Below are 24,199 nucleotides of genomic sequence, written 5' to 3' on the forward strand. Positions count from 1 at the left end.
ACCACTTCAAAACACATAATCTTCGAAATCGTAATAGTTTTAAAAAATATTATGCGTGCATAGTATAATTATTCCAAATTAAATTCTAAATTTGTAAAGCATATTACAAATTCAAAATATATACTTTATGAAAATATTAGTTTGCATCAGCCATGTGCCTGATACTACTTCAAAAATTAACTTCTCCAATGGTGATTCAGAATTTGATACCAATGGTGTACAATATGTAATTAATCCTAATGATGAGTTTGGACTTACACGTGCTATCTGGTTCCAAGAGCAGCAAGGTGCAAATGTAACAGTTGTAAATGTTGGAGGTCCTGACACTGAACCTACATTGCGTAAAGCATTGGCAATTGGTGCAAACGAAGCAATTCGTGTAAACGCAAACCCAACTGACGGATTTTTTGTTGCAAAACAATTAGCTGAAGTAATTAAAAATGGCGGATACGATCTTGTAATTGCAGGAAAAGAATCTCTTGATTATAATGGTGGAATGGTTCCTGGAATGATTGCCGGAATTTTAGGTTCTAACTTTTTAAATTCTTGTACTTCTTTAACTGTTGATGGAAACAATGTAAAAGCGGTTCGTGAAATCGACGGTGGAAAAGAAACGGTAAGCACTACTCTTCCTTTAATTATTGGTGGTCAAAAAGGTCTTGTTGAAGAAAAAGATTTACGTATCCCTAACATGAGAGGAATCATGACAGCAAGAACTAAAGCTTTAACTATTCTTGAGCCAGTTGATGCTCCTGTAAATACAAAAGCAGTAAAATTTGAAAAACCAGCTCCAAAATCAGCAGTGAAATTAGTTTCTGCAGATAATTTAGATGAGTTAGTTAATTTATTACACAACGAGGCTAAAGTGATTTAAGATTGTAGAGTTTAGATTTTAGATTGCGGATGGCAATACTAAATCTAAAATCAACATTTGATTCACTTCAAAATCTAAAATCAATAATCTTTTTAGATTTCAATTTTCAAAAATCTGAAATCTAAAATCTAAAATCTAAAATTATTATGTCAATATTAATATATGCAGAATCTGCAGAAGGAAAATTTAAAAAAGTAGCTTTCGAATTAGCTTCTTACGCAAAAAAAGTAGCTGAATCTTTAGGTACAACTGTTACAGCTTTAACTGTAAACATTAGCGACGTAAGCGAATTGTCTAAATACGGAGTTGATAAAGTTCTAAAAGTAAACAACGATAAATTAGCTGGTTTTACTGCTAAGGCTTACGCCGATGTAATTAAACAAGCTGCTGAAAAAGAAGGAACAAAAGTAGTTTTACTTTCTTCTACTACAGACAGTATTTACCTTTCATCATTAGTTGCAGTGGCTTTAAATGCTGGTTTTGCTTCAAATGTTGTTGGATTACCAATTAGCACTTCACCTTTTCAGGTAAAAAGAAATGCTTTTTCAAACAAAGCTTTCAACATCACAGAGATTTCTACAGATGTAAAAGTTCTTGGTTTAGCTAAAAACTCTTACGGAATTTTCGAAAGTGCAGGATCTGCTTCTGAAGAAGATTTTAATCCAACAATTGGAGACAATGACTTTGGAGTAAAAGTAGAATCTGTAGAAAAAGTAACTGGAAAAGTTTCTATCGCTGATGCTGATATCGTAGTTTCTGGCGGACGTGGATTGAAAGGACCTGAAAACTGGGGATTAGTTGAAGATCTTGCTGCTGTTTTAGGTGCTGCGACGGCTTGTTCTAAACCAGTTTCAGATTTAGGATGGAGACCTCACAGTGAGCACGTTGGACAAACAGGAAAACCAGTTGCAACAAACTTATATATTGCAATAGGAATTTCTGGAGCTATTCAGCATATTGCAGGTATTAACTCTTCAAAAGTAAAAGTAGTAATCAATAATGACCCAGAAGCTCCTTTCTTTAAAGTTGCCGATTATGGTATTGTTGGCGATGCTTTTGAAATTGTTCCTAAATTAACAGAGAAATTAAAAGCTTTTAAAGCACAACATTCTTAATTAAAAATTCTCTTAAAAAATATAGTTGCCTAAAAACAAGATATTGTATCTTTGTTTATAGGCAGCTTTTTTGTTCCATATTTTTTGATTAAAATTGCACTTTTATTTTCTAATCAAAAAATCATAAAAATGAGGCGCTAAGTGCCTTTTTTACAAACATATATGAGTCTAGTTAAATTATCTATAAAAGGAATTTCATACAGTCAAACTCAAAATGGCGCTTATGCCTTAATTTTGAATGAAGTTGATGGTGAAAGAAAATTACCTATCGTTATTGGTGCTTTTGAAGCCCAATCGATCGCTATTGCCTTAGAAAAAGAAATAAAACCACCACGTCCGTTAACACACGATTTATTTAAAAACTTTGCTGAAAGATTTGACATAGTTGTAAAGCAAGTTATCATTCACAAATTAGTTGACGGTGTTTTTTACTCGAGTTTAATCTGCGAAAGAGATAAAATCGAAGAAATTATCGATGCCAGAACTTCTGATGCAATTGCTTTGGCTTTGCGTTTCAACGCTCCAATTTTTACTTATAAAAACATCTTGGACAAAGCCGGAATTTATCTAAAATCGAATACTTCAGATTCTGATCAGGGTTCACAGGAAATTGACGATGTTCTTTCTAATCCTGAAACTTTTGGTCACGAAGAAGAAACAAATCAATCTGGAGACGTTTACGCAAAACACAGTTTACAAGAATTAAACGAACTTTTAGATCAGGCGGTTTCTCAGGAAGATTACGAAAAAGCAGCAAAAATCAGAGACGAAATCTCGAAAAGATAATTTTAAGGGATATAAGCTTAAAGCAATAAGCTTAAAGCTCTAAACATAAAAAATAAGCTGAAGCATTAGGAAAAAGCCTAAAGCCTAAAGCTTAAAGCCTAAAGCAACAATGAAACAATACTTAGATTTAGTAAAGCACGTTTTAGAAAACGGCAATCAAAAAGGAGACCGTACCGGAACCGGAACAAAAAGTGTTTTTGGTTACCAAATGCGTTTTGATTTAAGTGAAGGTTTCCCAATGGTTACGACCAAAAAATTACATTTAAAATCGATTATTTACGAATTGCTTTGGTTTTTAAAAGGCGATACAAACATAAAATATCTTCAGGAAAACGGAGTAAAAATCTGGGATGAATGGGCAGATTCTAATGGTGATTTAGGACCTGTTTACGGACATCAATGGAGAAACTGGAACAGTGAAGAAATCGATCAGATTTCTGAATTAATTACAGAATTAAAAACAAATCCAAACAGCCGAAGAATGCTGGTTTCTGCATGGAACCCTTCGGTTTTGCCGGATACTAAAAAATCATTTGAAGAAAATGTAGCCAACAACAAAGCGGCTTTACCTCCTTGTCATGCATTTTTTCAATTCTACGTAGCAGCTCCAGATTTAGAAAAAGGAGAAACAAAAGGAAAATTATCCTGCCAATTGTATCAGCGTAGTGCCGATATCTTTTTGGGAGTTCCTTTTAATATTGCTTCTTATGCATTATTTACTATGATGATTGCACAAGTTTGCGATTTAGAGCCAGGTGAATTTATTCACACTTTTGGTGATGCACATATTTACAATAATCATTTTGAGCAATTAGAACTGCAATTAACCCGTGAACCAAAACCATTACCAAAAATGATTTTAAATCCGGAGATTAAAAACATTTTTGATTTTGATTTTAATGATTTTACACTTTTAGATTATGATCCGCATCCTGCCATAAAAGGAAGTGTTGCTGTATAATTATAAAAAAATCCGCTGAAAATTTTCAAGCGGATTTTTTTATACCACTAAAACACCATTTTCACTTCCGGCGTAATCATTCCATTTGTAAAAATCCGCTTCAGGATCATTCACATAAGTACCGTCGATTACGTATTTAAATTCGTAAATCGCGTCTTTAACCAGATCATAAGTAGCTTTAAAAGTTCCGTTTTTCAACTTGCTTAACGTTCCTTCTTCTACATTCCAGTTATTAAAATCTCCAACTACTGCTGCCGAATCAGCATCTTTGGCATCTATTGAAAATGTAACTTTAACAACTGGCTTCGTTTTAATAAATTGTTTCTTCAAAGACATAACTATTTAGTTTTTAGATTTCTACAATAAAATTACATAAATTCACCTGAACATTCGATAGCACTGTAATCGATTTATGATTATGACAAAAACAGTATATTATTTTAATTAGATATGTAATTTAATGTACGATATTTTTCACATTTCTAATTCACGGCAGATTTTGCAGGAAATATTCTGGGGTCAAAATATGTAGTTTTTTGAAAATAAATTTTAACTTTATAATCTCATTTTTATCTTATGGAAAAAGAAGCGCACGAACAATATGAGTATGCCAGAAGGCGATTAAGACAAAAAAAGATCTTATATTTTCATTTTGTTCTTTTCCTGCTGGGAAGTTTATTTTTATTTATTGCTAATAAATTTTTTGGTTTTGGCGAAGGAACAACTCAAAACTGGTGTATTTGGGGTATTACAATCTGGCTCTTTATCTTTATTTTACATTTTATAAAAGTCTATATAACAGATCGTTTTATGAATAAAAAATGGGAAAGAGAGCAAATTGACCGACTTGTTGCTTTACAGCAAAAGAGAATCAGCCAATTAGAATCGAAAATAAACGAAGACACCGAGAATAAAATTTAGTTAAAACACAACATGATTATAATGATAGCGGCTGTTGCCGAAAATAATGCTCTGGGAAAAAACAATGATTTAGTCTGGCATTTACCTAATGATTTTAAAAGATTTAAATCACTGACAACTAATCACCATATTATTATGGGAAGAAAAACTTTTGAAAGTTTCCCTAAGCCTTTACCAAACCGCACACATATTGTTATAACCCGCCAAACAGATTATAATCCCGAAGGATGCATTGTTGTAGACAGCATTGAAAAAGCCATAGCATTGTGCCCTGAAGAGGAAGATTCGTATATCATTGGCGGTGGAGAAATCTACAATTTGGCTTTACCTTTTACGGATATAATTGAAATTACTAAAGTACACCATACTTTTGATGCCGACACTTTTTTTCCTAAAATCAGTAAGAGTGAATGGCAGTTAGTAGAATCCGAAGAAAATTTTAAAGATGAAAAACATCTTTATGATTATACTTATGAAACTTACATTCGAAAATAAATAAAAAAACACCCTCTTTTGGAGGATGTTTTTTAAAAATGATTGACTTTTAGTCTTGACTTGCTCAAGAAATAGTTTTTGTAAAAAATCTCAAATGGAAAAAAGACATTTGAAATAAATGAATAACATTTAATGTTAATTGAGAACAAGTCTCAAAAGCGCCTTTAATAACAAATACCACTAAGATATTAAAGGCAAGAAAATTAAAATTTCCAAAAACAAATTTAATCCTAAGAACGTACTTCGCACTTTTTAAAATAGTATTCCCCCAAGAACAACACTTTAAAAACTACCACTTGAACAAATGACTGCCAGTGCAAAAAAAGCGGCCATCTGATTAAGTCAATGTGAAACTATCAATCATTAAAATTTCATCATTTTTACTTTGACAAAGTTGGGTATAAAATCAGCTGTACACAATACCCACTTTTGGTGATTTTTTAAAAATACCCACTTTTGGTGATGCTTGAGCAAGTCCGAAAAAATGATTTAATGCATCCTCTAAAACATTTAATTGACAATTTAAAAAACTCAATTACAGTTAAACTAGATTGTTTATATTTGCGTAAATTATAATAATGTCTGAGAAAATAACTCCATATAAAGACTCTTCTTTAGGTAAGAAAGAGCAGGTTGCCCAAATGTTTGATAACATCTCTGGGAACTATGATAATTTGAACCGCGTAATTTCATTTGGTATTGATACTAAATGGAGAAAAAAAGTATTGAAAATAGTTTCTGACTCTAAACCAAAAGTTATCCTTGATATCGCTACCGGAACTGGTGATCTCGCTATTTTAATGGCAAAAACTAATGCAGAAAAAATTATTGGTCTTGACATTTCGGCCGGAATGCTTGAAGTTGGAAAAAAGAAAGTCGAAGAAAAAAAGCTTTCTAATGTTATAGATTTAGTTTTAGGCGATTCTGAAAATATTCCTTTTGAGGATAATTATTTTGATGCGATTACAGTAGGTTTTGGCGTACGTAATTTTGAACATTTAGAAAAAGGTTTTGCCGAAATTTTACGCGTTTTAAAACCAAACGGCGTTTTTGTAATTCTGGAAACTTCTGTTCCGGATAAAACTCCTTACAAACAAGGATATAAATTTTACAGCAAAAATATACTTCCACTTATTGGAAAATTGTTTTCAAAAGACAATTCAGCTTACGGTTATTTATCTGAATCTGCTGCGGCTTTTCCTTATGGCGAAGCATTAAACAATATTTTAAGAAAAACTGGGTTTATAGATGTTGTAGCAATGCCGCAAACTTTTGGTGTAGCAACCATTTATTCAGCATCTAAAAAATAGTATGAAAAAAATTGCAATCGTATTTTTATTAGTCTTAACGACAAAAGGATATTCTCAATTTGCTAAAAGTATGTTTAGTAAAGATCCTATTATTAACCTTGAAAACTGGCAGAAACAACGTGTCTATTTCGGTTATTATTTAGGCTTTAATAGTTTTGATTTTAAATTTGATTACAAAGATGTAGTTCAAAAAGATATTCAGGTAAAAAAAACAACTGGTTTTAATGTGGGTGTTGTTGCCGATTTAAGACTGCAGGAATATATTAACTTGCGTTTTGAACCAGGTTTATACTACACAAAAAGAGATTTATATTACCCGGGAGTTGGAAACTTAGAAAAAGATTATTTACGAGAAGTAAACAGTACTTACATTCACTTTCCGTTATTATTAAAGTTCTCCTCTTTAAGAACCGGAAACATTCGTCCTTATTTAGTAGGCGGAATGTCAACGACTTTAAACTTATCAAGTAACTCAAGTTCTGTAGATGATAACTTTGAAGGTAAATTCAGGGTTAAACAATGGACAGCTGCTTACGAACTAGGTTTTGGAATTGATTTCTTTACAGAATATTTCATCTTCTCTCCTTCTATTAGAGGTATGTTTGGTATTACTGACGAGTTAATTCGTGATAATGTAACTCCAGAACATCCTGTAAGTCCCTATACAGATAATATAGATTCAATGAAATCGAGAGCTATTTTAATAAATTTCACATTTCATTAAAACAAAATCTTAACTATTTCGTTTAAATTCACTTAAAATAATTGCTGTTGCTGTAGCTACATTTAAACTTTCGGTTTTTTGCAGCTCTCCAAATCTTGGAATTGTAAGTCGGCTGGTCACTATTTTTTCAATTTCTGCCGAAATACCATTGGCTTCATTACCCATAATAATGATTCCGTTTTTTGGTAAATCAGATTGATAAATATTGTTACCATCCATAAAAGTTCCAAAAACAGGAAGTTTTGTCTGGCTTATAAAAGTTTTTAGATCAACATAATTTACGTTTACTCTGGCAATTGATCCCATTGTGGCCTGAACTACTTTTGGATTATAAATATCGACTGTTTCTTTTGAGCAGACAATTTGTTTGATTCCAAACCAGTCGCAAAGACGCATTATGGTCCCTAAATTTCCGGGATCACGAATATCGTCTAACGCCAGGATTAAACCAGAATTTATAATTTGATTTTCTACAGGCATTTTAAAAACTGCCAAACAAGAATTTGGAGTTGTTAAAGCACTTATTTTTTTCAGTTCTTGTTCATTAATAAGAGTTCGTTTTGCAGTTTGAACTTCTTCAAAATCATTTAACGTCGTGTATAAATGCTCTAATTCAAAATTGGATTGCAACAATTCCTGAATTACCTTTACTCCTTCGGCAAAAAACAATTGATTTGCAAAACGCTGTTTTTTTTGATGCAGGCCTGATATAAGCTTTATTTGGTTTTTACTAACCATAAAATAAATGTACTTTTGAATTAAATATTAAAAAACACTTGAAAAATAATTCCACAAAAATAACAGCATTTATTCTAATAGCAATACTTATTTGCGCTTGTAATGCTGTAAAAAGAGTTCCGGATGGAAAAAATCTTCTCGTAAAAAATAATATTGTTGTAAACGGTAAAAATACAAACGATGAAAACGCGTCTAATCAATTGTACCAAAAACCAAACGGTACTTTATTAGGATACAAACTGCGTTTAAACTTATACAATCTGGCAAACTTAAATCCGGATTCGACTTATCAGGCAAAATTCAAAAATAATCCCGGATTATACGAACGTCAGGCAAAACTATTATCGGCCAAACAAGTAGACAGACTTGGTCAGTCTTTTTTATACAAAGGAATTCACGAATTTTTAAAAAATACTGGAGAACCGCCTGTAATTATTGATACAGCCAGAACTAAAAAATCTTTGCAGCGTTTAAAATTTTACTATTTCAACAACGGTTATTTTAATGTTTCAACAGATTATACTATTGATAGTATTGCCCGAAAAAAAGCACAGGTAAATTATAATATTACCACAGGACCAGGTTATATTTTGGATACAATTAGAACAAAAATCCTTACTCCTGCACTCGATTCATTATACAAAACAAATACTGAACCTTCATTTTTAAAATCGGGAAATCAATACAAAACTACTGATTTTGAGGAAGAAAAAAACCGTATTACAACTTATTACAGAAATCACGGTGCTTACTTTTTTCAGCCAACATATGTAACTTTTGATATTGATACAATTGGCAAAAAAAACAAAGCAGATGTAACTTTAATAATCAACAACAACAATATTCAGGAAAGAGATTCAAGCAGAACAGAGCCTTTTAAACTATACAAAATCAGCGATGTAAACATTTATACTGATTACTCTCCTGCCAACTCAAAAAGCAAAATTAACGACAGCACAACGTACAACAACTTTAATTTATACAGTTATAAAAAACTAAAGTATAAACCTCGTGCCATAACAGATGCAATCTTTATTAATAAAGGAAGTACTTATTCTGACACAAGAACAACGCTTTCTTCCAGATATTTAAACAATCTTAAAATTTTCAATTATCCTTCTATACAATATGAAGTAGACAAACGCGATTCGACTGCACAGTCTTTAATTGCAAATGTGTATTTAACGCCGAGGAAAAAATACAGTTTTGGTGCAACTCTGGACGTGACACACTCTAATATTCAGGATTTTGGTATTGGAGCCAGTATTTCTCAAACTATCCGAAATGTATTTAACAGAGCTGAAACATTAGAAATTTCGGCACGAGCCAATATTGGTTCTTCAAAAGATATGGCTAATCCAAACAATAATTTTTTCAATGTTTCGGAATACGGACTTGACTTAAAGCTTAATTTCCCAAGGATTTTACTGCCTTTTGGAACAGAGAAAATTATTCCAAAGAGGATGATTCCTTACACTTCGATTACATCGGGTTTTTCGAAACAGCAAAACATTGGTTTAGATAAGGAAAATTTTACCGGAGGAATCTCGTATAACTGGTCGCCTAAAAGATATAATACTGCTAAACTGGAGTTATTAAACGCTCAATATGTTCGAAATTTAAATCCGAACAATTACTTTAATGTTTATACTTCATCTTATGATGAATTAAATGGTATTGGTAAGGATTATAACACTGTTCCTACCAACTGGGGAGAAGAAGCAGAGCAACAAGCTCAAAAAAATCTAACGATCCCAACCGGAACTACAAATTTTACAAATGAGGTATTAACAGGTCAAACTGCATTAAAACCTGGAGACCCTCAATATAAAGATGTAGAAAGTATTGAAGAAAGAAGAGTTCGTTTGACCGAAAATGATTTTATTCTTGCCACAAGTTATACGTTTACGAAAACAACAAAAAAAGATCTTGCCGATAATACTTTTTATCAGTTTAAAACAAAAATAGAATCTGCAGGAACTTTATTATCTGCCATTTCAAGCATTGCAAAATTGGAAAAAAATGCAAATGGAAATTATTCGATTTTTAATTTAGAATATTCTGAATACTTAAAAACCGAATTTGATTATATCAAACACTGGGATTTCGGGAAAGAAAAAGTTTTGGCGGTTCGAAGCTTTTTTGGAATAGCTGTTCCGTTTGGAAATTCAAATTATATTCCGTTCTCACGAAGTTATTATTCTGGAGGATCAAATGATAATCGCGCATGGCAGCCCTACTCTCTTGGTCCCGGAAGTACAAATGCTTTAAACGATTTTAACGAGGCCAATATGAAAATTGCCTTAAGCGCTGAATTTCGTTTTAAGATTTTTGGAGATGTTAAAGGCGCACTCTTCGCAGACGCCGGAAATATCTGGAATGTGTTCGATAATGTGATTGACGACAAGGCAAGATTTAACAACTTAAACGATTTAGATGAAATTGCTTTAGGTTCAGGATTTGGTTTACGATACGATTTAAGCTTTTTTGTTATTCGTTTAGATTTAGGCTTCAAGACCTATAATCCGGCGCATGACGAGGGCGACAGATGGTTTAAAGAATACAATTTTGGGCACTCGGTTTTAAATTTTGGAATAAATTATCCTTTCTAATGCTAATTAATTCTTATTTTTGCAACCTAAAAACTAAAAACAACTATAAAAAAAATTACAATGGCACACAACATTAAACCAGGAGTAGCTACAGGAGATCAGGTTCAGGAGATTTTTAATTATGCAAAAGAAAAAGGTTTTGCTTTACCAGCAGTTAACGTAACTGGGTCAAGCACAATCAATGGAGTTCTTGAAACTGCAGCAAAACTAAATGCGCCAGTTATCATTCAATTTTCAAACGGAGGAGCACAATTTAACGCTGGAAAAGGTTTATCTAACGCAGGTGAAAAAGCAGCTATCGCTGGTGGTATCGCCGGAGCAAAACATATTCACACTTTGGCAGAGGCTTACGGAGCAACTGTAATTTTACATACTGACCACTGTGCAAAAAAATTATTGCCTTGGATTGATGGTTTATTAGATGCTTCTGAAAAACATTTTGCAGAAACAGGAAAACCATTATTTAGTTCTCACATGATCGATTTGTCTGAGGAGCCAATCGAAGAGAACATTGAAATCTGTAAAGAATATTTGGCTAGAATGAGCAAAATGGGAATGACATTAGAAATCGAACTTGGTATTACAGGTGGTGAAGAAGATGGTGTTGACAACTCAGATGTTGATAGCTCAAAATTATACACACAGCCAGAAGAAGTAGCTTATGCTTACGAAGAATTATCTAAAGTAAGTCCTAAATTTACAATTGCTGCTGCTTTTGGAAACGTTCACGGTGTTTACAAACCAGGAAACGTAAAATTAACTCCAAAAATCTTAAAAAATTCTCAGGATTTCGTTCAAAACAAATTCAACACAGGACACAATCCAGTTGATTTCGTTTTCCACGGAGGTTCAGGTTCTACACTTGAAGAAATCAGAGAAGGAATTAGCTACGGAGTTATCAAAATGAACATCGATACAGATTTACAGTTTGCATACACTGAAGGAATCCGTGATTATATGGTTAAAAACCTTGACTATTTAAAATCACAAATTGGTAACCCAGAAGGTGCTGATGCTCCAAACAAAAAATATTACGATCCAAGAAGATGGGTTCGTGAAAGCGAAGTGACATTCAACGCAAGACTTGAACAAGCTTTTGCAGATTTAAATAACGTAAATACGCTTTAAATTTTAGATTTTTGAATTTAGATTTCAGATTTCTAATGAAGCCTGAAATTTAAATTTTGAATTCAGATTGAAAAATCTAAAATTTAAAATCTACATTCTAAAATTAAAAAAATGGCTTGGTTTAAAAGACAGGAAAAAGGGATTACGACCGCGACAGAAGATAAGATGGACGTTCCGAAAGGATTGTGGTACAAATCTCCAACAGGAAAAATTATTGATGCAGACGAGTTAGCAAGAAACTTATTCGTAAGCCCAGAAGATGATTTTCACGTTCGAATTGGAAGCGCAACCTATTTTGAAATTTTATTCGACAACAACGAATTTGTTGAGTTAGATAAAAACATGACATCAAAAGATCCTCTGCATTTTGTGGATACAAAAAAATATGCAGAAAGATTGAAAGATGTAATGGAAAAAACTCATCTTAAAGACGCTGTACGTACGGGAGTAGGAAAATCTAAAGGAAGAGAACTTGTAATTTGCTGTATGGATTTCGCTTTTATTGGTGGATCTATGGGAGCTGTTGTAGGTGAAAAAATTGCAAGAGGTATTGATCACGCGATCAAAAACAAACTGCCTTTTGTTATGATTTCTAAATCTGGTGGAGCTCGTATGATGGAAGCTGCTTATTCTTTAATGCAATTAGCAAAAACTTCTGTAAAACTAGCTCAATTAGCAGAAGCTAAATTACCTTATATCTCTCTTTGTACAGACCCAACAACGGGTGGAACAACTGCATCTTACGCAATGTTAGGAGACATCAATATCTCTGAGCCGGGCGCTTTGATTGGTTTTGCTGGTCCTCGTGTTGTTCGTGATACTACAGGAAAAGATTTACCAGAAGGTTTCCAAACTGCTGAGTTTCTTTTAGAGCACGGTTTCCTAGACTTTATCACGCCTAGAAAAGAATTAAAAGATAAGATCAATTTATATATCGATTTGATTCAGAATAATGATATTAGATAGTTTTTAAACTATTTGAAAATAGAAAATCCCAAGAAATTGCTTCTTGGGATTTTTTTTCTTTAAACCATATAAGTTATTAAGGACAGTTAAGGTTTCCTGCAAGGTTTTTAAAACCTTGTAGGTCTAGCTTAGAATTTTAATTAGGAAAAAATACAATACCTACAAGGTTTTAAAAACCTTGCAGGAAAACAAAAACTACACCTTTGACTTAAAAAAATACAATATTATTTAAACAATACATACTTGTCCGAAAAATTGTATTTTTGTTTTTAAAATGATAAATCGTTTTGTAACCAAAAATGTATCGCACTAAAACAGACTTGTTTTTTACCAAAACTAATTTTTATTAAAGCATTATAAATATCTTTGAACTATGAACACAGCAACAAAACCAAATCATATAGGACGAAAAATAAGCCGTATTCGCGAACTTAAAGATATGAAACAGGAAGCTCTTGCGCAGGCTTTAGGAATATCTCAGCAAACTGTATCTGCAATAGAAAACAGCGAAACCATAGACGATGCAAAACTTGAAAAGTAGCAAAAGCTCTTGGAGTAAGTGTTGAAGCAATAAAAAATTTTACCGAAGAAAACATGATCAATTATTTTAATAATTTTTATGATAACAGCTGTAATGGAGCAAATGGAATGTTTCATGCGAATTATTGTAGCTTTAATCCATTAGATAAAGTAATTGAACTTTATGAGCGTATGCTTCAGGCTGAAAAAGAAAAAGTTGAGTATTTGGAGAAATTATTAAAAGATAAATAAGATTTTTAAAAACGTTTCGATATTATAAAAAATCCCAAGAAGAGTTTCTTGGGATTTTTTATATCTTTATTTGAAATCCTATCGGCATGACAAGAATTCTAATTGGTTTTATTTTATGTATTCTCTTTTTGAATTGTGAAAAGAAAAAAGAAAATAAGGGTATAAAAAGTAAAGATTACATCATTTCGTATGAAGATAAAAAACTTCAAAATTACATCGATTCTTTAAAGAAAAACAGAAGCGATTTTGTTGCATTCCCGAGAAAAGGTTTTTACGGAGAACATCAATTGATTATTGATAAAAAGGGTAATCTTTATTTCTATCAAAAAGAATACATCATGATCACTTGCAGTTATGGTAGTAAAAATGATACTCTTCCACATTTTTTAGGTTTAGAACCGAAGGACATTGTTAGAATCCCTCAAAAAAACTTAACTGATTTTCTTTCTGAAAACATATTGACTAAAGAAAAAAACAGACAAATTTTAATTATTGCTTCTCAAAAAGACACTATAAAAAACACTTCCTTTTTTGAGTTTTTAAACAAGAAAAATATCGGCACTTATATTATCCGAAGAACTACTCAAGAAGAAGATACTGTTTTGAAATATAAAAACAATGCCAACAAACATATTTACTATTATCCTGATTCAATCAAATGGGATCGAACTAAAATTAAACTTCCTAATAATAAATAAACATGTATCGTTCCTACGGAACTTCTAAATGCGGGATTTCATCTTCCAACGGAATAAATTCCGTTGCTACCGATATTTCGTTCCTTCGGAACTTTTCTCAATGTGGGCTTTTTTAGTTTTATCTAGTCTAAAAATTATAATTCTGAAATTAGATTAGTTTTTTGGTTTGCTTTTTCTTAATTCCTTTTCCGCTATTTTAAAGGCTAATTTCTCACGCCATTTAGCATAACGTTCTCTAAAAACTATTTTTACTGCACTATCTACCGCTCCATGCATAAATAAACTCCAAACGCTGGCCATTTTTCTGGTTATGGATGAATCCCAAGCGCGAAGACTCAGCGAAAAAGAACCATCAATATAACGCATCCAGTGCCACATTCCGGTTGGCATAAATAAAGTATCTCCATGTTCGAGAAAAACTTCGTAACCTTCAACACCTTTTAAAGCAGGGAATTTTTCAAAATCGGGATTGGCAACATCATAATCTTCTAAAGCGTAGGTGGTATTTGGAACACAATAAAGTCTTTTTTTCCACCTGTTATCAAATAGTATAATATGTTTTCGGCCTCCAAAATGGGTATGAAAAAGATGCGGTAAATCGATATCATAGTGTAAAAATGTGATAGCTTCTGAGCCTCCAAAAAACATAGCAGGCATGCTTTCTATAAAACCACCCATTAATTCTTTGGGTACTTTTACATCATTAACTAATTCGGGTCTGTGTTTGAAAAGATTGAAGAAAAAAATACGCAGCTGTGTTGGCTCTCTTTTTATCAAATCGAGATAATCGCCAAATTTCATACTCGCAATCGAAGCATTAATTATTTTGGCTGGATCTGCTTTAGAATTGTCAACAAGCTTTACTTCAATATCTCCTGCAATTTGCTTAAAATAATCCGTCGACCATTTGTCTCTTGCAGGCCAGTCTTTTGTTAGTCCTTTTATAATTAAGGGTTTCCTTTTATCTAAATAGTTCTTTTTAAAATCACTCCTAGAAATAGATTCAACGGTATCAACATGTTTTAAAATAAAGCTCATTCGTTTAGTGATTTAAATTGTTTATTGACAAAAAAACCTAACTAATTCTAATCCTCAAAAATCATATAGAAACAAAAAACAATATTTTACATCCCTGTTCGAATCGCTTCTACAGGATCTAAATTTGCAGCAGAAATTGCCGGAAGTATTCCCGAAATTAATCCAATAAGCGCAGCTAATCCTGTTCCTAAAAGAATATTTCCAATGCTTAAAACAAAATCAAAATCCAGGGCTTTTGTCAAAATAACAGCAATTCCCCAAACCATCAGTAAACCAATAATTCCGCCAATAACAGAAAGAATTATGGCTTCAAATAAAAACTGAAATAATATAAAACGATTCTTCGCCCCTAATGATTTTTGAATTCCAATTAAATTCGTTCTTTCTTTAACCGAAACGAACATAATATTAGCAATTCCGAAACCGCCTACTAAAAGAGAAAAACCACTAATAATCCATCCAACAACATTCATTTGACCTAAAATTCCGTCAATGAAATCAGTAAATCCCGAAAGTACATTTATAAAGAAGTTATCCATTTCTCCTGCTTTCATTCCGCGAATAGCTCTTAATTTTTGTGCAACTTCAGCTTTATACGCATCCATATCAACACCTTTTGTTGGTTTTAAAACAATAACCGGAGTCATCGCGTCGCTGTCGCCATACATTCTGCGTAAAAAGTTTGCCGGCAAATAAACCGATGTATCATTACTGTCTCCAAAAAAACCGGCACCTTGTTTCGCCATTACACCAATAACGATAAAACGCTGTCCGTAAAGACGAATATTTTTCCCTATTGGATCCATATTTCCAAAAAGACCTTGGGCAATTTCATATCCTAAAACAATAACTGCAGTTCCTGAATTGGATTCAGATTCATTGTAAAATCTTCCTTTATCAAAACTCAACCCGTCGATATCTACCATTTCAAATGAAGACGGAACGATATTTACATCGGCAACTGTTTTCGAATCGTACTTTAAAGTTTCGTGATTTACAAAAAGCTGATAACCTACTTGGTCTGTATTATTCATTGAATTTTTCAAGCCTATGTATTCATCGTATTTTACATTTGGAAACTGTTCTCTCTTCCATTGCGGAATTTCAGAAGGCCCGAAGTTGAATTTCATTAAATAAATCGTATTTTTATCTAAGCTGCTCAAATCTTTGGTGATTTTTTTGTCTAATGAATCAACAGCGGCCAGGACGGCAATTATTGAAAATATACCAATTGTAACACCTAACAATGATAATAAAGTACGCAGTTTATTATTTCGTAAAGCGTTTATTGCAAAGCTGAGACTTTCTTTTAACAATCTTAGATAAAGAAGCATATAATAGTATTTTTCAATAAAGTAAAATTCAATAATTTAAAAACAAAAACCTAATAAAAGTTAACTTACTCATCAGTAGATTTTTTTAAGAGAATGTTACATTAATTTCTTTTAAAATAATATATAAAAAAACTACTTTTGCAGTCTGAAAATCATAACTACACAATGAGCACAACTAAAAAAATACAATCAGCGTTAATATCTGTTTTTTCGAAAGATGGATTAGAACCAATCGTTAGAAAATTACACGAACAAAACGTAACACTTTACTCTACAGGAGGAACAGAAGATTTCATTAAAAACCTTGGTATTCCGGTAGTTCCAGTTGAAGATATTACTTCTTTTCCTGAAATTCTGGGCGGAAGAGTAAAAACTTTACATCCGAAAATTTTTGGCGGAATTTTAAATCGTCAGGATAATGAAAGTGATGTACAGCAAATGAAAGAATTTGATATTCCTCAGATTGATTTAGTAATTGTTGATTTGTATCCTTTTGAAAAAACAGTTGCTTCTGGTGCAAGTGAACAAGATATTATTGAAAAAATTGATATTGGCGGAATTTCTTTAATCCGTGCCGGTGCAAAAAACTTCAAAGACACTGTAATTGTTGCTTCTGTTAACGAATACAGCTTGCTTTTAGATTTGATTACGGAACAAAATGGTTCAACAACTCTTGAAAACAGAAGATTGTTAGCAACTAAAGCGTTCCACGTTTCATCTCACTATGATGGTGCTATTTTTAACTATTTTAATACAGATGAAACGATCTACAAAGAAAGTATTGATAACGGACAAGTTTTAAGATACGGTGAAAATCCACATCAAAAAGGATTTTTCTTTGGAGATTTTGATGCTATGTTCAAAAAAGTTCACGGAAAAGAGTTATCTTACAACAACTTATTAGATGTTGATGCTGCAGTTAATTTAATTGCTGAATTTAAAACTGACGGACCAACATTTGCTATTTTAAAACATAACAATGCTTGTGGTTTAGCTTCAAGAAAAACAATCAGCGAAGCTTATTTAGCAGCTTTGGCTTGCGATCCTACATCTGCTTTTGGAGGTGTTTTGATTTCAAATACTAAAATTGACCTAGCTACAGCACAGGAAATCAACAAATTATTCTGCGAAGTTGTAATTGCTCCAAGTTATGATGATGAAGCAATTACTGTTTTACAAGAAAAGAAAAATAGAATTATTTTAGTTCAAAATGAAGTTGAATTACCATCTCGTCAAGTAAGAACTTGTCTTAATGGTTTGTTAATTCAGGACAGAAATAATATTACAGATAATAAAGAGCATTTAAAAACCGTTACAATAACAGAACCTACTGCTCAGGAGATCGAAGATTTGATCTTTGCATCAAAAATTTGCAAGAATACAAAATCAAATACCATTGTTTTTGCAAAAAACGGAACATTAATTTCATCTGGTACAGGTCAGACTTCAAGAGTTGATGCTTTAGTTCAAGCAGTTGACAAAGCAAAAGCTTTTGGATTTGATTTAACCGGGGCTTCAATGGCAAGTGATGCATTTTTCCCATTTCCGGATTGTGTAGAATTAGCTAAAAAAGCAGGAATAACCGCAGTAATTCAGCCGGGAGGTTCGATAAAAGATGAATTAAGCATAAATTATTGCAATGAAAATAATCTTGCAATGGTATTTACAGGAACACGTCATTTTAAACATTAATTTGTTTAACTTTGTTCGATAAATTATTTTATAACATTTTAAACCCCTAAAAAACTTATGGGATTTTTTGATTTCATGACCGAGGATATTGCGATAGACCTTGGTACCGCAAACACTTTAATCATTCATAATGATAAAGTTGTTATTGATAGTCCGTCAATCGTTGCACGTGATAGAATATCAGGCAAAATCATTGCTGTTGGTAAGGAAGCCAACATGATGCAAGGTAAAACGCATGAAAACATTAAGACCATAAGGCCTTTGAAAGATGGTGTAATTGCCGATTTTGATGCTTCGGAAAAAATGATCAACATGTTCATTAAAAGTATTCCTGCATTAAAAAAGAGAATGTTTACTCCTGCATTACGCATGGTAGTTTGTATTCCTTCTGGTATTACTGAGGTGGAGATGAGAGCGGTAAAAGAATCTTGTGAAAGAGTAAACGGAAAAGAAGTTTATTTGATTCACGAGCCTATGGCAGCCGCAATTGGTATTGGTATCGATATCATGCAGCCAAAAGGAAACATGATTGTTGATATTGGGGGTGGTACAACAGAAATTGCAGTTATCGCATTAGGCGGAATTGTTTGCGACAAATCTGTAAAAATTGCAGGGGACGTTTTCACAAACGATATCGTTTATTACATGCGTACACAGCACAACTTATTTGTAGGAGAAAGTACTGCTGAGAAAATTAAAATTCAAATTGGAGCGGCTATCGAAGATTTAGACGGACCGCCAGAAGATATGTCAGTTCAGGGTAGAGACTTACTTACAGGGAAACCAAAACAAGTTGATGTTTCTTACCGTGAAATTGCAAAAGCATTAGATAAATCTATTCAGCGTATTGAGGATGCAGTAATGGAAACATTATCTCAAACTCCTCCTGAGTTAGCTGCCGATATTTACAACACTGGTATTTATTTAGCCGGTGGAGGATCTATGTTAAGAGGTCTTGACAAACGTATTTCTCAAAAAACAGATTTACCAGTTTACATTGCTGAAGATCCGTTAAGAGCAGTTGTTCGCGGTACAGGAATGGCGCTTAAAAACATCGCAAAATTTAAAAGTATCTTAATCAAATAAGATTCAAAAATAACAATCAATATACTTTTATTAGGGTCAAATTTCTAATATTTGACCTTAATAAAATTTGAAACCCTAAAGCATACCTGAAACAAAATAACCAGACACGAAATGCAGCAAATTTTTAATTTCATTATAAGAAACAGTAATCGATTGCTGTTTTTGCTGCTTTTAGGTATTTCGTTGACTCTCACAATTCAATCGCACTCGTACCACAGAAGCAGAGTAATCAGTTCCGCAAACTTTTTGAGCGGAGGTGTTTATGAAAGAATCAATCATGTAAACGAATATTTGAATTTAAGAACCGAAAACGACGAACTTGTACTTGAAAATGCAAGGTTAAAAAGTCTTTTATTCAATAAAGAAGACACAACAAAAGCACCATTACCAGATAGTATTAAAGGAGTTAAACCTGCTGATATTATCGTTTCAAAAGTAATTCACAACTCTTACAATACACACGAAAACTATATTACGCTTAACTCTGGAAGTAAAGAAGGAGTTAAACAAGATATGGGTGTTATCAACAGCTTAGGAATTATTGGAGTTATCGACAATACTTCAACAAATTACTCAACTGTAGTGAGTATTTTGAATATGAAATCACAGATAAATGCTAAACTAAAAAAGACAAATCACTTTGGTTCTTTAACGTGGGACGGAAAAAGTACTGGATTTGTTCAGCTTGAAGATGTTCCAAGATTAGCCTCTGTAAGAAAAGGAGATACTATCGTTACCGGAGGACAATCTGTTATTTTCCCGGAAGGAATCAATATTGGTACTGTTGAAAATATATACAAAAAAGAAAACTCAAGTTTTTATGTTATAAAAGTTAAACTTTTTAACGATATGACAAACTTAGGCCACGTATATATTATCAAGAGTAAAGACAGAGAAGAACTTATTAATCTAGAAAACAAAAGCAAGGAAAAAAATGAGTAGCGCTTTGTTAGTAAATATTTTTCGATTTATTATGTTGCTGGCAATTCAGATTGTTATTTTTAACAATATGAATTTTCTAGGATACATAAGTCCTTTTCCATATATTCTATACATTATTTTATATCCGGTAAACAGTAACAGAGCAGGGTTAATTATTTCCAGCTTTTTATTGGGATTAGTAATGGATATGTTTTGTAATTCTGGCGGAATTCACGCTACTGCTTGTGTTATTTTGGCTTACTATCGACCGTATATTTTTAAGTTTTCGTTCGGATTAAGTTATGAATATCAAACTATTAAACTGAACGAATCTTTAACCCCAGAACGGTTTTCATTTATATTAGTTTCTGTTTTATTACATCATATTGTTCTATTTACATTAACAGCTTTTGAGTTTAAGTTTATATTCGACATTTTACTGCGAACACTATTTAGCTCAATTTTTACAATAATCACTTCAATTATAATAATTTACATTATTAAGCCCAATAAACGATGAGAAAAGTTCTGCTGCCCTCTTTAATTATTATTGCAGCATCTTTGCTAGTGATTCGGATATTTTATCTGCAAATTGTAGATGATTCATTCAAATTGAAATCAGAAAATAATGCGATTAAGAAAGTCTATGACTATCCGGAACGCGGCTATATTTATGACAGAAATGGTAAACTATTAGTTGCCAATCAGGCTTCTTATGATATCATGGTAATTCCAAGAGATATTAAAGAAAACCTTAATGTTACTGAATTCTGTGCCCTTTTAAATATTACACGGGAAGATTACGAAAAAAGAATTGCAAAAGCCAAAGTTTACAGTCCTAGACTTCCATCTGTATTTTTATCTCAGTTAAACAAAACCGAATTTGCTGCTTTTCAGGAGAAAATCAGAAAGTATGAAGGTTTCTATTTTCAAAAGCGTTCTCTTCGTGATTACGAAGTAGATTATGGTGCCAATATATTTGGGTTTATCACACAGGTAAACGAAAAACTGATTGCCAAAAATCCATATTACAACAGTGGAGATTTAATTGGAAAACAAGGTGTTGAAGAAAGTTACGAAGATATTTTGCGCGGAATTAAAGGTGTAAAATACATTCAAAAAGATAAATACAACCGAGAAATTGGTGCCTACAAAGAAGGAAAATACGATACTATTGCCGTTGCCGGAGAAGATATCAATTTAAGTATTGATGCTGAACTTCAAAAGTACGGTGAAGAATTAATGATTAACAAACGAGGCGGAATTGTTGCTATTGAACCAAAATCTGGTGAAATATTAGCATTAGTTACAGCTCCTTCTTATGATCCGGGTATTTTGGTTGGAAGACAAAGATCTAAAAACTATACCCTGTTATATCATGATTCTATCGCAAAACCTTTATATGACCGCGGACTTTTAGCCGAATATCCTCCGGGTTCTCCGTTTAAAATTCTAACAGGTTTAGTGGCGCTGCAAGAAGGTGTTATCAACGAACAGACTACTTTTATGTGTCATCATGGATTTAGTTATGGTGGCGGCCGTTTTATGAAATGCCACGGTTTTGGACCTCATCAATTGCATAATGGTATTTATAATTCCTGCAACACTTATTTTGGACAGGCTTATATGTTAACGATTAACAAATATTCAGATCCTGGTAAAGCCGTTGATGTTTGGAGCGGTCACGTAAAAAGTTTTGGTTTAGGTCAATTTATGGGATATGATTTACCAACTGGTAAAAAAGGTAATATTCCAACATCAAAAACGTATAAAAGAATTTATCCTAACGGAGGATGGAGAAGCTCAACTATTGTGTCAAATGCTATTGGACAGGGAGAGGTTTTAATGACCCCTATTCAGTTAGCAAATATGATGGCAACGGTTGCGAATCAGGGATATTATTATACGCCTCATATCATCAAAAAAATTGAGGGCAGAAAAATTGATCCTAAGTTTACAGAAAGACATACGACAACTATTGATCAAAAATATTTTCCACCAGTTATCAGCGGGTTATTTGATGTTTACAACAAAGGTACTGCTTACGCTCTTAGAGTAAACGGAATTGATATTTGCGGAAAAACAGGAACAGCTGAGAATTATGCCAAAATAAACGGCAAAAGAGAAAAGCTTAAAGATCACTCTATTTTTGTTGCTTTTGCACCAAAAGACAATCCGAAAATTGCAATTGCGGTTATGATTGAAAATGGAGGTTTTGGAGCAACTGTTGCGGGACCGATTGCCAGTTTGATGATCGAAAAATATCTAAGAAAGAAAATCACAAGAACTGATTTGGAAGTTCGTGTTTTAAATAAAAGTTTAGCGGCTGAATATGCTAAACTAGGCGGAATGAACGAGGCTAGCGCAATTGAGTCTACACCAAAAGATTCTGTTTTAAAAGCTAAGATTGTAGTTCCTAAAACGGTAACTGCTCCAAAAACAGAAGCTAAAAAAACAATAATAGACACCACTAAAGAGAATTAAGATTATTTCAGATGAGAAATCAAAGTGTAAAAAATAACATTGACTGGATAAGTGTCTTTATCTACATTGCGCTGGTAACATTGGGGTGGCTGAATATTTATTCCTCTTCATTATTATCAACCGATGGAACATATCAAAAACAATTAATTTTTATTGGATGTACAATTCCACTAATTTTTGTTGTGCTATTTGTTGATGGAAAATTTTACGAAAAATACGCCAGTATTATTTTTGGTGTGGCATTATTGTCTTTAGCCGGATTGTTTCTCTTTGGAAAAACGATTGCCGGCCAACGATGCTGGTACGCGATAGGAAGTTTCACGCTTCAGCCGTCAGAGTTTGCAAAAGCCGCTACATCATTGGCATTAGCCAAATATTTAAGTGATACTCAAATTAACCTTAAAGAAACAAACAGGCAATTACAGGCTTTGGCAATTGTATTTTTGCCCGTAATGCTTATTTTACCACAGCCCGATCCGGGAAGTGCATTAATCTACAGCGTTTTTATTCTTGTTTTATTTAGAGAAGGATTACCATCTTGGTACGTGTGGACTGGTTTTATTACTATTTTATTATTTGTATTAACGCTTATTTTAGAACCTTATGTTGTTATTTTAATTGCACTGGGTGTTTTAATTATTATACATTTTAAAGGAAGAGCCGTTGATAGAAATCTTCTTTTGAGTGCTATTTTATTGGTACTGATTTCTGGATTTGTTCTTTCTGTTGATTATGTATTCGATAATGTATTTAAGCAGCACCATAGAGATCGTTTTAATATTCTTTTAGGAAAAAGCGTTGACATGAAAGGTATTGGTTATAATACTAATCAATCTGAAATTGCTATTGGATCTGGTGGATGGCTTGGAAAAGGCTTTTTAGAAGGAACTCAAACTAAAGGCGGATTCGTTCCAGAACAACATACGGATTATATTTTTACAACTGTTGGCGAAGAATGGGGATTTACAGGTTCTCTGGTTGTGATTTTACTTTTTACAGGTTTATTCCTGAGAGTAATTTATTTGGCAGAAAGGCAAAAAACTAAATTCAGTCGGGTTTATGGTTATTGCGTCGCCGGAATTTTGTTTATACACTTCTTTGTAAATATTGCAATGGTTATTGGTATTTTTCCAACAATTGGAGTACCTCTGCCCTTCTTTTCTTATGGAGGTTCCGGACTTTGGGGATTTACTATTTTATTGTTTATCTTCTTAAAAATGGATGCCAATAAAGTTAATGAATGGTAGAGTTTAAAATTTTAAATTCCAATTTTTAAATTGCTTCGCCTGTTCGCTATCGCTCGGGTCCAAATTCCAATTGTAGAGATTTGCTTTTGCATTGGATAACAACATAAAAACATTCTGTAAACATAGCCCACGGTTTCAACCGTGGGAAACGAATGAAGTACAAATCATAACATGCGATTACATATATTGCGTCCCACGGTTGAAACCGCGGGCTATATTTAAAATACATTAATATTTAACTAATGTTATTTAAATCGAATCATATATGAATAAACAGAAAATAAAAAGTCCGAAGTTT

Annotated in this window: 22 protein-coding genes and 1 pseudogene; 19 read left to right on the forward strand and 4 right to left on the reverse strand. The window is 32.8% G+C overall.

All coding sequences use genetic code 11. The features are described from left to right. Nucleotides 1-127: 127 nt before the first annotated feature. The 4 genes from ACODSB_RS00790 to ACODSB_RS00805 all read left to right on the forward strand — a co-directional run bounded on the left by ACODSB_RS00790 (nt 128) and on the right by ACODSB_RS00805 (nt 3,736). Complete coding sequence (locus tag ACODSB_RS00790) at nt 128-874, forward strand: electron transfer flavoprotein subunit beta/FixA family protein (protein WP_180856436.1); 747 nt, start codon at nt 128-130, stop codon at nt 872-874. Between the two features lie 146 nt (nt 875-1,020). Then, nucleotides 1,021-1,989, forward strand: a complete 969-nt coding sequence (locus tag ACODSB_RS00795) for an electron transfer flavoprotein subunit alpha/FixB family protein (RefSeq protein ID WP_488935660.1) — start codon at nt 1,021-1,023, stop codon at nt 1,987-1,989. A 162-nt stretch (nt 1,990-2,151) separates the two neighbouring features. Continuing rightward, nucleotides 2,152-2,775 carry a bifunctional nuclease family protein gene (locus tag ACODSB_RS00800; RefSeq protein WP_053470070.1) on the forward strand — a complete coding sequence of 208 codons (624 nt, stop codon included), beginning with the start codon at nt 2,152-2,154 and terminating at the stop codon, nt 2,773-2,775. A 109-nt stretch (nt 2,776-2,884) separates the two neighbouring features. After that, nucleotides 2,885-3,736 carry a thymidylate synthase gene (locus tag ACODSB_RS00805; RefSeq protein ID WP_073483372.1) on the forward strand — a complete coding sequence of 284 codons (852 nt, stop codon included), beginning with the start codon at nt 2,885-2,887 and terminating at the stop codon, nt 3,734-3,736. A gap of 39 nt (nt 3,737-3,775) precedes the next feature. Here ACODSB_RS00805 and ACODSB_RS00810 read toward each other — a convergent pair whose 3' ends face one another. Further along, complete coding sequence (locus ACODSB_RS00810) at nt 3,776-4,072, reverse strand: isoamylase early set domain-containing protein (protein ID WP_056207766.1); 297 nt, start codon at nt 4,070-4,072, stop codon at nt 3,776-3,778. Between the two features lie 240 nt (nt 4,073-4,312). On the opposite strand from ACODSB_RS00810, the gene ACODSB_RS00815 reads away from it, so the two are divergent. From ACODSB_RS00815 to porT, 4 genes are all read left to right on the forward strand, one after another. Further along, nucleotides 4,313-4,657, forward strand: a complete 345-nt coding sequence (locus tag ACODSB_RS00815) for a 2TM domain-containing protein (RefSeq protein ID WP_053470067.1) — start codon at nt 4,313-4,315, stop codon at nt 4,655-4,657. A 12-nt stretch (nt 4,658-4,669) separates the two neighbouring features. Continuing rightward, nucleotides 4,670-5,152: a dihydrofolate reductase gene (locus ACODSB_RS00820; protein WP_053470066.1), complete on the forward strand. Its 483-nt coding sequence runs from the start codon at nt 4,670-4,672 to the stop codon at nt 5,150-5,152. A 578-nt stretch (nt 5,153-5,730) separates the two neighbouring features. Further along, the gene (gene ubiE, locus ACODSB_RS00825; protein WP_053470065.1) at nt 5,731-6,462 is read left to right on the forward strand and encodes a bifunctional demethylmenaquinone methyltransferase/2-methoxy-6-polyprenyl-1,4-benzoquinol methylase UbiE; all 732 of its coding nucleotides are present in this window, start codon (nt 5,731-5,733) and stop codon (nt 6,460-6,462) included. 1 nt (nt 6,463) lies between these two features. Further along, nucleotides 6,464-7,186, forward strand: a complete 723-nt coding sequence (porT, locus tag ACODSB_RS00830) for a type IX secretion/gliding motility protein PorT/SprT (RefSeq protein WP_488935661.1) — start codon at nt 6,464-6,466, stop codon at nt 7,184-7,186. A gap of 9 nt (nt 7,187-7,195) precedes the next feature. Here the strand turns inward: porT and ACODSB_RS00835 are convergent, their stop codons facing one another. Continuing rightward, the gene (locus ACODSB_RS00835) at nt 7,196-7,924 is read right to left on the reverse strand and encodes a TrmH family RNA methyltransferase (RefSeq protein ID WP_488935662.1); all 729 of its coding nucleotides are present in this window, start codon (nt 7,922-7,924) and stop codon (nt 7,196-7,198) included. A gap of 38 nt (nt 7,925-7,962) precedes the next feature. Here ACODSB_RS00835 and tamL point away from each other — a divergent pair, with 38 nt between their 5' ends. From tamL to ACODSB_RS00860, 5 genes and pseudogenes are all read left to right on the forward strand, one after another. Then, nucleotides 7,963-10,536, forward strand: a complete 2,574-nt coding sequence (gene tamL, locus ACODSB_RS00840) for a translocation and assembly module lipoprotein TamL (protein WP_082356339.1) — start codon at nt 7,963-7,965, stop codon at nt 10,534-10,536. A 60-nt stretch (nt 10,537-10,596) separates the two neighbouring features. Continuing rightward, the gene (gene fbaA / locus ACODSB_RS00845) at nt 10,597-11,664 is read left to right on the forward strand and encodes a class II fructose-bisphosphate aldolase (protein ID WP_035645669.1); all 1,068 of its coding nucleotides are present in this window, start codon (nt 10,597-10,599) and stop codon (nt 11,662-11,664) included. A 111-nt stretch (nt 11,665-11,775) separates the two neighbouring features. Next, the gene (gene accD, locus ACODSB_RS00850) at nt 11,776-12,630 is read left to right on the forward strand and encodes an acetyl-CoA carboxylase, carboxyltransferase subunit beta (protein ID WP_026728501.1); all 855 of its coding nucleotides are present in this window, start codon (nt 11,776-11,778) and stop codon (nt 12,628-12,630) included. A 373-nt stretch (nt 12,631-13,003) separates the two neighbouring features. Next, nucleotides 13,004-13,401: pseudogene (locus ACODSB_RS00855) on the forward strand (helix-turn-helix domain-containing protein). 86 nt (nt 13,402-13,487) lie between these two features. Further along, nucleotides 13,488-14,099 carry a hypothetical protein gene (locus ACODSB_RS00860; RefSeq protein WP_488935663.1) on the forward strand — a complete coding sequence of 204 codons (612 nt, stop codon included), beginning with the start codon at nt 13,488-13,490 and terminating at the stop codon, nt 14,097-14,099. A 153-nt stretch (nt 14,100-14,252) separates the two neighbouring features. On the opposite strand, the gene ACODSB_RS00865 is transcribed toward ACODSB_RS00860, so the two are convergent. Together ACODSB_RS00865 and ACODSB_RS00870 are read right to left on the reverse strand one after the other, a co-directional pair. Continuing rightward, nucleotides 14,253-15,137, reverse strand: a complete 885-nt coding sequence (locus tag ACODSB_RS00865; RefSeq protein ID WP_488935664.1) for a cupin-like domain-containing protein — start codon at nt 15,135-15,137, stop codon at nt 14,253-14,255. Between the two features lie 86 nt (nt 15,138-15,223). Further along, the gene (locus ACODSB_RS00870; RefSeq protein ID WP_053470057.1) at nt 15,224-16,471 is read right to left on the reverse strand and encodes an ABC transporter permease; all 1,248 of its coding nucleotides are present in this window, start codon (nt 16,469-16,471) and stop codon (nt 15,224-15,226) included. A gap of 165 nt (nt 16,472-16,636) precedes the next feature. On the opposite strand from ACODSB_RS00870, the gene purH reads away from it, so the two are divergent. The 6 genes from purH to rodA all read left to right on the forward strand — a co-directional run bounded on the left by purH (nt 16,637) and on the right by rodA (nt 23,901). Next, on the forward strand, nt 16,637-18,163 hold the full coding sequence (gene purH / locus ACODSB_RS00875; RefSeq protein ID WP_053470056.1) for a bifunctional phosphoribosylaminoimidazolecarboxamide formyltransferase/IMP cyclohydrolase: 1,527 nt from the start codon (nt 16,637-16,639) through the stop codon (nt 18,161-18,163). Nucleotides 18,164-18,220: 57 nt separating this feature from the next. After that, on the forward strand, nt 18,221-19,249 hold the full coding sequence (locus ACODSB_RS00880) for a rod shape-determining protein (RefSeq protein WP_007804822.1): 1,029 nt from the start codon (nt 18,221-18,223) through the stop codon (nt 19,247-19,249). 111 nt (nt 19,250-19,360) lie between these two features. Further along, nucleotides 19,361-20,191, forward strand: a complete 831-nt coding sequence (mreC, locus tag ACODSB_RS00885; protein WP_053470055.1) for a rod shape-determining protein MreC — start codon at nt 19,361-19,363, stop codon at nt 20,189-20,191. Continuing rightward, nucleotides 20,184-20,690 carry a rod shape-determining protein MreD gene (locus tag ACODSB_RS00890; protein ID WP_256636793.1) on the forward strand — a complete coding sequence of 169 codons (507 nt, stop codon included), beginning with the start codon at nt 20,184-20,186 and terminating at the stop codon, nt 20,688-20,690. Before mreC ends, ACODSB_RS00890 begins: the two co-directional genes overlap by 8 nt. After that, a complete protein-coding gene (mrdA, locus tag ACODSB_RS00895) occupies nt 20,687-22,654 on the forward strand; it encodes a penicillin-binding protein 2 (RefSeq protein ID WP_488935665.1) in 1,968 nt (655 codons plus the stop codon). The genes ACODSB_RS00890 and mrdA overlap by 4 nt, the downstream gene beginning before the upstream one ends. A gap of 11 nt (nt 22,655-22,665) precedes the next feature. Next, complete coding sequence (gene rodA / locus ACODSB_RS00900) at nt 22,666-23,901, forward strand: rod shape-determining protein RodA (RefSeq protein WP_053470052.1); 1,236 nt, start codon at nt 22,666-22,668, stop codon at nt 23,899-23,901. Nucleotides 23,902-24,199 lie beyond the last annotated feature (298 nt).

The organism is Flavobacterium sp. FG68, from assembly GCF_057808895.1.